The organism is Streptosporangium subroseum, assembly GCF_900188345.1.
Taxonomy (GTDB): Bacteria; Actinomycetota; Actinomycetes; order Streptosporangiales; family Streptosporangiaceae; genus Streptosporangium; species Streptosporangium subroseum.
In genome coordinates, this window is record NZ_FZOD01000029.1 from 25,430 (window position 1) to 38,499 (window position 13,070).

Annotated in this window: 9 protein-coding genes; 1 reads left to right on the plus strand and 8 read right to left on the minus strand. The window is 68.0% G+C overall.

Annotated elements, in window-relative coordinates:
* Window positions 1-70: 70 nt before the first annotated feature.
* The 5 genes from yjfF to CHC08_RS26045 all read right to left on the minus strand — a co-directional run bounded on the left by yjfF (window position 71) and on the right by CHC08_RS26045 (window position 6,060).
* A complete protein-coding gene (yjfF, locus tag CHC08_RS26025; protein WP_089209997.1) occupies window positions 71-1,060 on the minus strand; it encodes a galactofuranose ABC transporter, permease protein YjfF in 990 nt (329 codons plus the stop codon).
* On the minus strand, window positions 1,057-2,130 hold the full coding sequence (locus tag CHC08_RS26030; RefSeq protein WP_245878573.1) for an ABC transporter permease: 1,074 nt from the start codon (window positions 2,128-2,130) through the stop codon (window positions 1,057-1,059). Before CHC08_RS26030 ends, yjfF begins: the two co-directional genes overlap by 4 nt.
* On the minus strand, window positions 2,127-3,650 hold the full coding sequence (locus CHC08_RS26035; RefSeq protein WP_089209998.1) for a sugar ABC transporter ATP-binding protein: 1,524 nt from the start codon (window positions 3,648-3,650) through the stop codon (window positions 2,127-2,129). Before CHC08_RS26035 ends, CHC08_RS26030 begins: the two co-directional genes overlap by 4 nt.
* Window positions 3,651-3,847: 197 nt before the next feature.
* Complete coding sequence (locus CHC08_RS26040) at window positions 3,848-4,837, minus strand: ABC transporter substrate-binding protein (RefSeq protein ID WP_089209999.1); 990 nt, start codon at window positions 4,835-4,837, stop codon at window positions 3,848-3,850.
* Window positions 4,838-5,028: 191 nt separating this feature from the next.
* On the minus strand, window positions 5,029-6,060 hold the full coding sequence (locus CHC08_RS26045; RefSeq protein WP_089210000.1) for a LacI family DNA-binding transcriptional regulator: 1,032 nt from the start codon (window positions 6,058-6,060) through the stop codon (window positions 5,029-5,031).
* A gap of 224 nt (window positions 6,061-6,284) precedes the next feature.
* Here CHC08_RS26045 and araB point away from each other — a divergent pair, with 224 nt between their 5' ends.
* The gene (araB, locus tag CHC08_RS26050; protein ID WP_089210001.1) at window positions 6,285-7,943 is read left to right on the plus strand and encodes a ribulokinase; all 1,659 of its coding nucleotides are present in this window, start codon (window positions 6,285-6,287) and stop codon (window positions 7,941-7,943) included.
* A gap of 130 nt (window positions 7,944-8,073) precedes the next feature.
* Here araB and CHC08_RS26055 read toward each other — a convergent pair whose 3' ends face one another.
* The 3 genes from CHC08_RS26055 to CHC08_RS48545 form a co-directional block, all read right to left on the minus strand.
* Entirely contained in the window at window positions 8,074-8,931 is an 858-nt protein-coding gene (locus CHC08_RS26055) for an SAM-dependent methyltransferase (RefSeq protein WP_245878574.1), read from the minus strand.
* Window positions 8,932-9,283: 352 nt separating this feature from the next.
* Window positions 9,284-10,399, minus strand: coding sequence for a mannose-6-phosphate isomerase, class I (manA, locus tag CHC08_RS26060; RefSeq protein ID WP_089210002.1), 1,116 nt, complete (start codon window positions 10,397-10,399; stop codon window positions 9,284-9,286).
* A 720-nt stretch (window positions 10,400-11,119) separates the two neighbouring features.
* The gene (locus CHC08_RS48545; RefSeq protein WP_143653352.1) at window positions 11,120-12,724 is read right to left on the minus strand and encodes an ice-binding family protein; all 1,605 of its coding nucleotides are present in this window, start codon (window positions 12,722-12,724) and stop codon (window positions 11,120-11,122) included.
* Window positions 12,725-13,070 lie beyond the last annotated feature (346 nt).

A 13,070-nucleotide genomic window follows, 5' to 3' on the forward strand; every position in this document is an offset into this window, starting at 1 on the left:
TGGATATCGATTTTCGATAAAACGATAAACGATAAACAGACGCGGGGACAAGACCCGAGGGCATGGGAGGTCATCGTGCTTTGCGAGCGCCGATGACCCGCTGGAGAAGGATGAAGACAAAGAGCAGCGCACCGATGACGATCTTCGTCCACCACGAGCTCAGCGTTCCGTCGAAGGTGATGATGGTCTGGATGACGCCGAGGACCAGAACACCCAGGACTGTTCCCACCAGGTAGCCCGACCCCCCGGTGAGCAGGGTGCCGCCGATGACGACCGCGGCGATCGCGTCGAGTTCCATGCCGACCGCGTGCAGGCCGTACCCCGACAGCATGTAGAAGCTGAGCAGCACCCCGCCGAGCGCCGAGCAGAAACCGCTGATCGCGTAGACCGTGATCTGGGTCCTGGCGACGGGCAGGCCCATCAGGAGCGCCGAAGCGGGATTGCCGCCGATCGCGTAGGTGTTGCGGCCGAGCCGGGTGTGGCTGAGGACGTACGCGCCGACGATGACGACGACCAGCGCGACGATCACGCTCGGGGACACGAAGTACTCCCCGAAGCGGACCTTCGACTGTGCCATCGACGTCCAGAAGGGGTCGGTGATCGGGATCGAGGAGGTGCTGATCGTGTAGCAGAGGCCGCGGGCGAGGAACATCCCGGCGAGGGTGACGATGAACGGCTGGATCTCGAAGTAGTGGATGATGCAGCCCATCGCGAAGCCGAGAAGCGCGCCGACGAACAGCACGAAGGGCAGTACGGCATAGGGCGGCCACCCCTGCTCCTGCAGCAGCGACGCCGACAGCATCGTGGTCAGCGCGACGACCGAGCCCACCGACAGGTCGATGCCGCCGGTGAGGATGACAAAGGTCATCCCCGCCGCGACGACGAGCAGGAAGGCGTTGTCGACGAAGACGTTGAGGATCACCTGCCCGTCGGAGAACGCCTCGTAGCGGACGGCCCCGACCCCGTACATCACCGCGAGCAGCGACAGCGTCGCCAGCACGGGGATGTACTTGCGCTGGGGCCGCCGCAGCCCCGGCCACCTGCCGGTCAGACTGGTCATGGCGCGACCTCGACTTTCGTCTTCTCCCGCGCGGCCGCCCGCGCGGACGGCCGACGGCGGCGCTGGAAAACCTTGGCGCGGAACGCCGGCGACTGGATGAGGCACACGACGGTGACCACCAGCGCCTTGAACAGCAAGGTCGTCTCCGGCGGGACGCCGACGGTGTAGATGGTGGTGGACAGTGCCTGGATGAGCAGGGCACCCACGACGGTGCCTCCGATGGAGAAGCGCCCTCCGGCCAGCGACGTGCCGCCGATCACCACGGCGAGGATCGCGTCGAGCTCGATCCACAGGCCGGCGTTGTTGCCGTCGGCGCTGGAGACGTTCGAACTGATCATCAAACCGGCGATCCCCGCACAGAACGCGCAGAAGACGTAGACCATCACGATGATCCGGCGGGAGCCGATGCCCGCCAGGCGGCTCGCCTCGGCGTTGCCGCCCACCGACTCGATGAGCATGCCGAGCGCGGTGCGGCGGGTGAGCGCGACGGCCAGGGCCACCGCGCCCAGGGCCAGGAGAATGGAGAAGGGCACGGTCAGCCAGTAGCCGCCGCCGATGAGCTTGTACGGCGTGCTGTTGATCGTGATGATCTGGCCGTCGGTGATCAGCTGGGCCAGTCCGCGCCCCGCGACCATGAGGATCAGCGTCGCGATGATCGGCTGCATGCCGACCCCCGCGACGAGGAAGCCGTTCCACAGGCCGAGCACCAGCGCCAGCCCGAGCGCCAGGCCGACCGCTGTCAGGACCCCGGCGACGCTGTTCTGGTCGTCCTGCCCGCTGATCCACAGGCAGGCCAGGGCTCCGCAGATGGCGACGATCGAGCCCACCGACAGGTCGATGCCCCGGGTGGCGATGACCAGGGTCATGCCCAGGGCGACCATGATCAGCGGTGCGCCGAAGCGGACGATGTCGATCAGGCTGCCGTAAAGGTGCCCGCCCCGGATCTCGATCTTGAAGAAGTCCGGTGTGAAGAGGAGGTTGGCCAGCAGGAGAACGATCAGGATGGTCACCGGCCAGAAGAGCCGCCGCCGGGTCAGGGCGCTCATGTGCCCGCTCAGGCTCGCGGTCATACGGCGGCTCCGCTCGCGATGATCCGCATGACGTGCTCGACGTCCACCCCGTCGTTGGGCATCTCGGTCACCAGATGTCGATCGCGCAGTACGGCGATCTTGTGGCTGAGCCGCAGGACCTCTTCGAGCTCCGCCGAGATGAACAGGACGGCCATTCCCCCGTCGGCGAGCGAGACCACCAGCCGCTGGATCTCCGCCTTGGCGCCGACGTCGATCCCCCGGGTCGGCTCGTCGAGGATCAGCAGTCGGGGTTCGGTGATCAGCCAGCGGGCCAGCAGGACCTTCTGCTGGTTGCCGCCGCTGAGGTTGCGGACGACCATGTCCGGATTGGCGGGGGTGATGCGCAGGGCCTTGATGTATTTGTCCACCAGCTCCTCCTGCCTGCGCCGGGGAATCGGGCGTGACCATCCGCGTTCGGCCTGGAGCGCGAGGATGATGTTCTCCCGCACGGTCAGGTCTTCGACCAGCCCCTCGGTCCGCCGGTTCTCCGAGCAGAAGGCGATGCCGTGGGCCATCGCCGTACGCGGATTGCGGACGGCCACGGTGGTGCCGTCCACCCGGATCTGGCCGTGATCGGCTCGATCGGCCCCGAACAGCAGCCGGGCCACCTCCGTCCGGCCCGAACCGAGCAGTCCGGCGAGGCCGACGACCTCTCCGCGGTGGATGGCGAGATTGAAGGGCGCCACGGCGCCGTCTCGCCCGAGCTCGCTCGCCGCGACCACCGGCGACGCGTCCTGGAGGGCGGCCGGGGAGCTTTTGGGCTGCTCATCCAGTTGCTCCAGGACCTCCAGCTCCTTGCCGATCATCATGGCGACGAGGTCGATCTGGGCGAGCTCCGCGGTGAGACGCTCACCCACCAGGCGGCCGTTGCGCAGCACCGTGACGCGGTCGGTGACCTCGTACACCTGGTCCAGGAAGTGCGTCACGAAGAGGATCGCGATGCCCTCGTCCTTGAGCTGCCGCATGACGCGGAAGAGCTGCTCGCACTCCTTCGCGTCGAGGCTGGAGGTGGGCTCGTCGAAGATGAGCACCTTGGCGGAGATGTCGATGGCCCGCGCGATGGCGACCATCTGCTGCACCGCGATGGAGTAGGTGCCGAGCAGGGCCGAGGCGTCGATGTCGAGCCGGAGCCGCCGGAGCAGCTCGGTGGCCCGCCGGTGGATCTTCTTCCACTGGATCGCGCCGAGTCGCCGCGGTTCGCGGCCGATGAAGATGTTCTCCGCGACCGACAGGTTGGGACAGAGGTTGATCTCCTGGTAGACGGTGCTGACACCGGCCTGCTGCGCCTGCAGGGGACCGGTGAAGCGCACCGCCTCCCCCTCCAGGAGGATCTCCCCTCCGTCGATGTCGTAGACCCCGGTCAGGGCCTTGATCAGCGTTGACTTGCCGGCGCCGTTCTCTCCCATGAGGGCGTGCACCTCACCGGGGAAGAGCCGGAAGTCGACGTCGCTCAGCGCCTTGACGCCGGGAAACTCCTTGGTGATTCCCGTCATCGCCAGGATCGCTGCGGGCTCTGCCATCCCTGTGGCTCCTTGCGTGTTCGGATGGTTCCTGCGGTTCCGGCATGTCCCCGTGGTTCTTCCGCGTCGTTCTCACGCGTCCGGACGGTTTTTACTTTTCAGGTGGTTCGCACATGTCCAGGTGGTTCGCACGTATTCGGGCGGGGCCACCCCAGGGGTCGCCGGGGTGGCCCCGCCGCGGTGAACGGCGCACGAGGTCAGTACTTGCGCCCCGGCAGGGCGGCCTTGGCCTGCTCCTGGGTGAAGGTGGTCTCCTCGGTGAGCACCCGCGTCGGGATCTGCTCACCCTTGACGGCCTTCTTCACCAGGTCCATCAGTTGCGGGCCCAGGAGGGGGCTGCACTCGGCGATGAAGCTGATCTTCCCGTCGGCCAGGGCCTGCATTCCGTCCTTGACCCCGTCGATGGTAATGATCTTGATGTCCGTACCGGGCCTGAGCCCGGCGCCCTCGATCGCCTCGATGGCGCCGAGACCCATGTCATCGTTGTGGGCGAACAGAACGTCGATGTCCTTGTTGGCCTTCAGGAAGGCCTCCATGACCTCCTTGCCCTTGGCCCGGGTGAAGTCGCCGGTCTGCGAAGCAATGATCTTGAACTTCGGGTCGGCCGCGACGACGTCCCCGAAACCCTTCTTGCGGTCGTTGGCGGGGGCGGAGCCGGTGGTGCCCTGAAGCTCGACGATGTTGACCGGGTCGGGCTTGCCCTCGTACTCCTTGACCAGCCACTCTCCGGCCTTCGTGCCCTCGACGACGAAGTCGGAGCCGATGAACGTCTTGTACAGCGACGTGTCGGTGGAGTCGACCGCCCTGTCGGTCAGGATGACCGGGATGCCCGCGTCCTTGACCTCTTTCAGAACGGTGTCCCAGCCGGATTCGACCACCGGCGAGAAGGCGATCGCGTCGACCTTCTGCTGGATGAACGAGCGGATGGCCTTGATCTGGTTCTCCTGCTTCTGCTGGGCGTCGGAGAACTTCAGATCGATGCCGGCCTCCTTGGCCGCCTCCTGGACGGACTTGGTGTTCGCGGTCCTCCATCCGCTCTCGGCGCCGACCTGTGAGAAGCCGAGCGTGAGCTGGTCCGATCCGCCGCCGCTCTGATTCGCGCTGCTGTCCTGGCCACCGCCGCAGGCGGCGAGCATGGACACGAGCACTCCGGCGGCCAGGGCCGCCGCCAAACCACGTCTGAACATGGTCTCTCCTTGTGTTTCTGGGGGGATGAAGGAGATGTCGTCGAATCCGGGCCTGATCTCTCGGGCACGGACGTGTTCGATGCCGACGGTCCGGCGGATGATCCGCCGGCCCCGCGACCTGGCCGAGCGCTTGCTATGGGTAGCGTTAACATTTCAGACCGGCCGAGACCGGGGATCCGGCCCCGCCGGAATCAGTGGCGAACCGGTCCCGTGCTCTCCCTGACCACCAACTCGGGTTCGACGATGCGCGGCCCTCCTCCCGAGGCGCCCTCGATGCGGCCCTGCAGCAACTGGAACGCATGCCTCCCGACCTCTCCGAAGTTCTGCCTGACCGTCGTCAGCGGCGGCCAGAAGTAGGCGGCCTCCGGCACGTCGTCGAAGCCGACCACGCTGATGTCCTCGGGAACGCGCCGGCCCGCCTCGCGCAGGGCCCGCAGCACCCCCAGGGTCATCTGGTCGTTGGCGACGAAGATGGCCGTGACCGACGGGTCGATCGCCAGGCGCTTGCCGAGCTGGTAGCCGGAGTGCGCGCTCCAGTCGCCGACCGGCACCTCGGGCACCGGACGGCCCTCGGCTTCGAGGACCGAACGCCACCCCTCGACACGCCCCCTGGCGTCTATCCAGTTCGCGGGGCCCGACAGGTGCCAGACCGTCTCGTGCCCCAGGCTCAGCAGGTGCCGCGTCGCCCGTACGGCGCCGCCGCGCTGGTCGACCATGACCACGGGGACGGGGATGTCCTCCCCCGCGTCCACCGCGACCACCGGCAGGTCTGGCGAGAGGTGGCACAACCCCTCCGCGGCCGACTCATGCGGCGCCACGATGATGATGCCGTCGACCGACTGCGCGCGGAGCCGGTCCACGCCCTCCCCGATCGACCTGCGGTTCAGCACGCCGAGACTGGCGATGTTCACCACGTAGTCGTTCTGCCTGGCCGCCTGCTCGATCGCGTAGAGCGTGGAGGCCGGGCCGTACAGGGTGGTGTCGAAACTGACCACGCCGAGCACCCCCGAACGACCCGTGACGAGCTGGCGCGCGGCCGAGTTGGGGCGGTAGCCGAGCTCGCTCACCGCCGCCAGGACGCGCGCCCGGGTCTCGGGGCGCACCCTGTCGGGCGTGTTCAGCGCACGCGAGACCGTCATCGCGGAGACTCCGGCGAGTGCGGCGACATCGTCCAGCACCGCCGGCCTGGTCCGTGCCCTGCCGTCCTCGAAGCTCGGTGTCATGCGTTCCTCGCCATGTTTCGCTGGGGTTACCAGAGTGTTTGCGATAACACTTAAGCTGTCAAGGCTAGAGGTGGAAACTTTTCGGATGCTTCCCATGGGCTCGAATTGCCCTAGCCAGAGGGATGTACCCCGAATCGTAATCACCGATAGCCTTGACCAATACTTCTGATAGCGCTAACAATCAGCCCACTTGATTCGCGCCTGCATTCCCTGGGAGCACCGCTGTGTCCAACGACCCCGCAGTTGTCATCGGCATCGACTACGGCACCCTGTCCGGACGCGCCGTGGTGGTCTCGGTGGCCGATGGCACCGAGCTCGGCACCGCCGTGCATGAGTACCGGCACGGCGTGGTCGACCGGCGGCTACCCGCGACGGACGCCCCGCTCGGCCCCGACTGGGCACTTCAGATCCCCCAGGACTGGCGGGACGTGCTGCGGTACGCCGTCCCGCAGGCGCTGGCGAACGCCGGGGTCGCCCCTGGCCAGGTGATCGGCATCGGTACGGACTTCACCGCGTGCACCGTCCTGCCGACCACCGTCGACGGCACTCCCCTGTGCGAGCTGGAGGATCTCCAGGACCGCCCGCACGCCTATCCCAAGCTGTGGAGGCACCACGCGGCCCAGCCGCAGGCCGACAGGATCAACGCGCTGGCGGCAGAGCTCGGCGAGGACTGGCTGCCCCGCTACGGCGGGAAGATCTCCAGCGAGTGGGAGTACGCCAAGGCGCTGCAGGTCCTGGAGGAGGACCCCGAGGTCTACGAGCGCGCGCAGCGGTGGATCGAGGCCGCGGACTGGATCGTCTGGGAGCTGTGCGGCCGGGAGACCCGCAACCTCTGCACCGCCGGATACAAGGGCATCCACCAGGATGGCAAGCGGCCCTCCCCGGAATACCTCGCCAAGCTGAACCCCGGCTTCGCCGACTTTACCGAGAAGCTGGAGCACCCGCTGTCGGCCATGGGCACGGTCGCGGGCGGGCTGACCGCGCGGGCCGCGGCGTGGACGGGGGTGCCCGAGGGGACCCCGGTGGCGATCGGCAACGTCGACGCCCACGTCACGAACGTGGCCGCGCAGGCCGTCGCGCCCGGCCAGATGCTCGCCGTGATGGGCACCAGCACCTGCCACGTCATGAACTCCGATGTCCTGGCCGAGGTGCCTGGAATGTGTGGAGTGGTGGCCAACGGCGTCACCCCCGGCCTCTGGGGATACGAGGCGGGGCAGAGCGGCGTCGGCGACATCTTCGCCTGGTTCGTCGGCTGCGGCCTGCCGGAGGACTACTACGCGCAGGCCACCTCGCGGGGCCTGTCCCCCCATGAGCTGCTCACGGAGAAGGCCGCCACCCAGAAGGTCGGCCAGCACGGCCTCGTCGCGCTCGACTGGCAGAGCGGCAACCGCTCCGTCCTGGTCGACCACAACCTGTCGGGTGTGCTGATCGGCTCCACGCTCGCCACCGCGCCCGAGGACATCTACCGGGCGCTGATGGAGGCCACCGCGTTCGGCACCCGTACGATCATCGAGGACTTCGAGAAGTCGGGAGTCGCGGTGTCGGAGCTGGTCATCGCCGGAGGCATGCTCCGCAACCCGTTCCTGCTGCAGATCTACGCCGACGTCACCCGGCGCCCGCTCAGCACCATCGGCTCCGAGCAGGGACCCGCGCTGGGCTCCGCCATCCACGCGGCGGTCGCCGCGGGCGCCTACCCCGACGTGTACTCCGCCTCCAAGGCCATGGGGAAGATCAACAAGAACGTGTACGTGCCCGACGAGGAGCGAGCCAGGAGCTACGACGCGCTGTACGCGATCTACACCGAGCTGCACGACCACTTCGGCCGCGGTGGCAGCAACGCGCTCCACGCCCTGAGGGGCATCCGCAACGCCGCGGCCTCCTGAGCGGAGCCGTCGAGACGGCGTGCCCGGCGCACTCTGCGTCGGGCACATCCGGAGTCCGGCTCCGCACAAGCCGGGCACGCCCGGAGTCCGGCCACGTGTGCCGGACACCGCGAGACGCGATCGGCTCCGTTCAGGGTTTCCTGGCCACGCCGCCGACGTAGGTGTAGTAGGTGATGCCGACCTCGTGGTTGTCGTACACATCCGGTCGCCACTCCACCAGCGGCACCAGACCGGGCTCCAGGACCTCCATGTCACCGAAGTAGGCGAGGATCTCCTCCCCGGTGCGCCACCGTCCGGTGCCCAGGTTCTCGTTGAAGATCCGCTCGGCCTCGGCGGCCTGCTGGGAGACCACGGGATGCTCGGCGCCCGGGTTGTGGAAGTGGGAGACGGCGACGTAACTGCCCGGCGGGAGTGCGGCACGGAGGCGGTCCGCTATGCCGCCCGGGTCCTCGTCGTCGTTGAGGTGGTGCAGGATGCTGAACAGAAGAAGCCCGACCGGCTTGGTGAAGTCGATGAGCCGCCGAACCTCCGGGTGGTCCAGGATCTTGTCCGGTTCGCGGATGTCGGCCTGGATGACGGTGGTCGTCTCAGTGACGGCGAGGATCGCCCTGCCGTGTGCGAGGACCATCGGGTCGTTGTCGACGTAGACGACCCGTGCCTCCGGATCGATCTCCTGGGCGATCTCGTGCACGTTTCCCTGGGTGGGGAGACCGGACCCGATGTCGAGAAACTGGCGGATGCCCGCCTCCGCCGTCAGGTGGCGCACCACTCGCCGCAGGAACTCGCGGTTGGACCGCGCGGCCGCCGGGGCGTCAGGAGCGATCTTCAGAGCCATCTCCGCGACCTGACGGTCGGCGGCGAAGTTGTCCTTGCCGCCCAGCATGAAGTCGTAGACCCGGGAGATGTTCGGCTTGGACGTGTCGATCCCGACCGGTACGCGATCTTGCCGGTCCTCAATCGGGTTCCGGTCTTCGTCTCTGTCAGGCACGGCCCGTCTCCTACTGGATCGTCTACCGACTCGCTAACCGATCATCGTAATGATAGTGCAAATGATCGGTAAAGCATGATCAAAGCAGCGGCCCGCCTGGACACCATGGATTCGAGCACGAGCCCGATTTTCCGCCTCCCCCGAGCCTCCGGAGGACTCCCGCACACCCCTGCGCCGGCCGTTGCGCCGCCCGGCCCACGGCGGCGACGTCGATCGTCGCTTCGCCGGCGGCATCCCGCTCGGCGGCCTCGGCGGGCGATGAATCCGAGCATCCGGTCGGCCCCGAGCCGCGCCGGCACGCGTCAGGCCGGGTGGCTCTCGCACGAGCCACCCGGCCTGACGTTCCGTCCGCTTACTGTTGTCCGGGCTCCGCCCAGAAGAGCGTCCCGGATCCGCGCAGGTCTATGGGTCCGGCCGCGGCGGAGACGAAGGCGGACTCCCCCTGGCGCAAGGTCTGTCCTCCCGCCTCGACCTCTCCCCGCGTGCACAGCAGGATGCGCGGCACGCCTCCCTCCAGCAGGAAGCCGGAACCGGGACTGACACTGCCCAGGCTGAACTCCGGCGCGGGCGTACGGTAGACGTTCTTCACCGGCTCGATCCGCAGGGGCAGCGCGGAGGGGACCGTCACCCGCAGCAGCTCCTCCACCTCGATCGGCTTGCTGGTCAGCCCAGCGCGCAGCACGTTGTCCGAGCCGCTCATGATCTCCACGCCGAACCCGCTCAGGTAGCAGTGGAGAACTCCCGCACCGAGGAAGATCGCCTCACCCGGTTCGAGTTCGTACCGCTCCAGCAGCAGCGGCGCGAGGCAGGCCGGATCCTCGGGATGGAGGCCCGCCAGCCGTACGACCAGCGCGTGGTCGGGACGGCCCGCGGCCGTCGCGCCGCGCACGATCGAGGCGACGAGGTCTCGCCTGGAGCCGGCCGGCCACTCCACCAGCACTCGCAGCGCGGCCGTGGTCTCCTCCTCGGCGAGCAGCGCGATGACCGGCTGCAGCTCCGGCACGCCCAGCTCCTCCAGGAGGTCCGCCGCCTGGCGTGCGGCACGGAAACCGGCCAGCGCCGTGAACGGGGTCAGCGCGCAGATCAGCTCGGGCTTGGAGAACGGATCGACGTAGGCCCCCCTCGCGAACCCCTCCTCCGCCTGCTCCTGCGACGGGTGAACCTGCAGCGACAGCGGCAGGTCCACGGCGATCAGCTTCAACAGGTACGGCAGGCGCGAGCCGAACCGTTCCGCGGTCGAGCGTCCCAGCTCGGTCAGCGGGTCGGCGGCCACCGTCTCGGCGAGCGAGCGCCGCGTTCCCTGCCGCACCAGCGACGAGGATCCGGACGGGTGGGCACCGAGCCACATCTCGGCCTCGGGCAGCGACGTGGGAACGGGGCGCCCGGTCAGCGTGGCGATGGCCGTACGCGATCCCCAGTCGTAGTTCTTCACGGTGTTCCACAAGGGATCAACCGGTAGTTCTGTCACGATTCCTCCTCCGGTACAAGTGTGGCGGATGCGCCGACGTCCACGCGACAGAACCCACGCCCCTCACCGTCTTCACGGATGAACAGTCATGGTCGCGACCTTCACGGGTAAACGGCCATGGGTGAACAGTCATGGGTGCGACCTTCACGGGTGAACGGTCATGGTCGCGATGCCGGAGGATCATGTCGTCGCGGCAGGTCGGCCGGACCGGCCGGCCTGATCCGCGCGTCACCACCACGGGCGCGGACCGCCGTGCTCCTTACCTCCGGCGCCTCCGGCACCTCCGGCCCGCGGACCAAGGTCGGCCCTCGGTCACGGTGTCCGGTTCCCCTGCCCTGCCCGGGCGGTCATCGGTGTCCGTCCCGATCCGTCCCGCGCTTCCGGCCTGGCTCGTCAACATTCAAAAAACCGATGTCCCGCACGGCCACAGGAGCACCGTGCGGGACATCGGCGGGCAGAAGGAGCGGTTGTCTCTCCCCAGCGGTGAGGTCCATGGAAAGGACATCAGCGGCGGGGCCTTACAGGGAGACGGGTCCGCGACCGTATCGGCCCGGTCGCGGTGCACCGGATTCTTTCCCGTGCCTTGAAGCGTTTCAGAATCAAGGAATTCAACAGAGAACGCTCAACATCTGCCCCTGCGGATCAGGGCCGCCTTGCGCCGGAGGCTTCCCATGCGGAACGCCGCCGTTGTCCGGGGATCAGTGCCGAGGTGTTGTTTTATCAGCACCCCCAGGGCGCGCAGGCGCCGTAAAGGACAACACTCTGGGAGAACATCGGCGAGATGCCGAAATCCGGCCCGTCCATGCCCGGAGCGACCGTGCCCACGCTCGCATCCGAGGCGCCCGCGCCCGTACCCGGAGCGACCGTGCCCACGCTCGTACCCGGGGCGCCCGCGCCCGTACCCGGAGCGACCGTGCCCACGCTCGTACCCGGGGCGCCCACGCCCGTACCCGGAGCGACCGTGCCCACGCTCGTACCCGGGGCGCCCGCATCCGTACCCGGAGCGGCCGTGCCCGGAGTGGTCGTACTTGGAGTTCCCGCACCCATGCCCGCGGTGCCCGTACCCGGGGCCGTGCCGGGAGTGTCCGCCCTGAGAGCACCCGTGCTCGGACCCGTATCGGGAGCACCCGTACCCGGGGTGCCCGCATCCGTGCCGGGAGTAGCGGTGCCAGGGGTTCCCGTACCCGGCGTAGTCGTATTCGGGGCGGTGGTGCCCGGGGCAACGATGCCCTGGCCCGCATCCTGGCAGGGATCCACGGCGGTCGGGACGATTTGGCCGCCGGCGTCGAACTGGGGCCCGCCCAGAAGCGGTCCGGTGCCGAAGAAGGCCACCGAGCCAGGGGGGATGGCCGTGCTCAGAACATCCACCGGAATGGTGAAGGCGAACTGGCCTCCCTGTCCGGGGAGGCACGGCTCGGCCTGCATGGCGCCCGGCGGGACCTCCGCGGTGCCCGACGGGGCCTGTTCGGTGCCCGGCGGGGTCTGGCAGGCGGACGGCGTGACGGTGTTCTTGTTCAGGGTGACGAGGCCGGTACGGGCCAGGGCGCGGCCCTTCACGGCCGCGCCGCTGCCTGCGGAGATCGAGTTCAGCGCGAGGATGTTTCCGGTGAAGCTGGAGTTCGTTCCCAGAGCGGCCGAGCTGCCGACCTTCCAGAAGACGTTGCACTCCTGGGCACCCCCGGTGAGGGTCACCGTGCTGGCGGTTCCGGTGCTGAGGGAGGAGACCGTCTGGAAGATGAAGACCGCGTTCGGATCTCCCTGCGCGTCGAGCGTCAGGTTTCCGGTGATCTGGAAAGTGCCGGCGGTGGACTTGTAGATGCCCGGTCCCAGGGTGGTCCCGCCGAGCTGCGTCGGCACGGTGGTGGCGGGAGCCTGGGTGTCGGCGTTGGTGTAGGCGGTGGTCAGGTCGGCCTGGGCCTGCGCGGCGACGGCGTTGGCCGCATGCGTGGCTCCGCTCACGCTGCCGGGCGGAAAGCCGCTCACCGAAGCGCTCGGACTCACTCCGAGGTCTCCGGTGACAACGGTGGAGCCGGTGTTCACGACCGCTTTCCCAGCCAGAACCGCGAAGTTCGCAGCCGTGCCGAGTGGCACCGCCACCGGTGCCCGCGCTGCCGCACTCGCGGTTGGCGTCACGACGAGGGCCCCCATCGCGACCGTGGCTGTGAGAGCTCCTGCCAGCCAGGAACGCTTGACAATTCGCGGCACTACGCGAGAGCGAGTGGCGTCTATCATAAAGCCGTCCTTTTCTTTTGGTATTGCTCCGTCCAGGCACATTGCCGATGATGCGCCATTGCCTTCGACCCTACTAATCAGCGCCGCCGTCATCGTTATACGACATGCGGGGGATCTAAATCTGTAAGCCGTTCCCAGATATAAAGGAAATATAGCCGCGTCGCTGGGCGGCCGCGCCGGGCCCAATCGGCACAATGTTCCACGTCGAATTGAAAACCCTCTTCATTTTCATGATCGCCGACCGGCACGGGCATCCGGAGCGGTGCGGAACGGGGTCGCACGGGGCGGACTGAACGCCTCTCGCCCACGGCAGGTGCCATTCGACTCCGGACAATGCCATTTAGTGGCGGGACGTGAGGAACTTCGTGGAAGGCACCTTTGCCGACGTCGCAGCAGATAAGGGCGGGTTCAGATCTCCCGAAATGGAGACAAGTGGCTT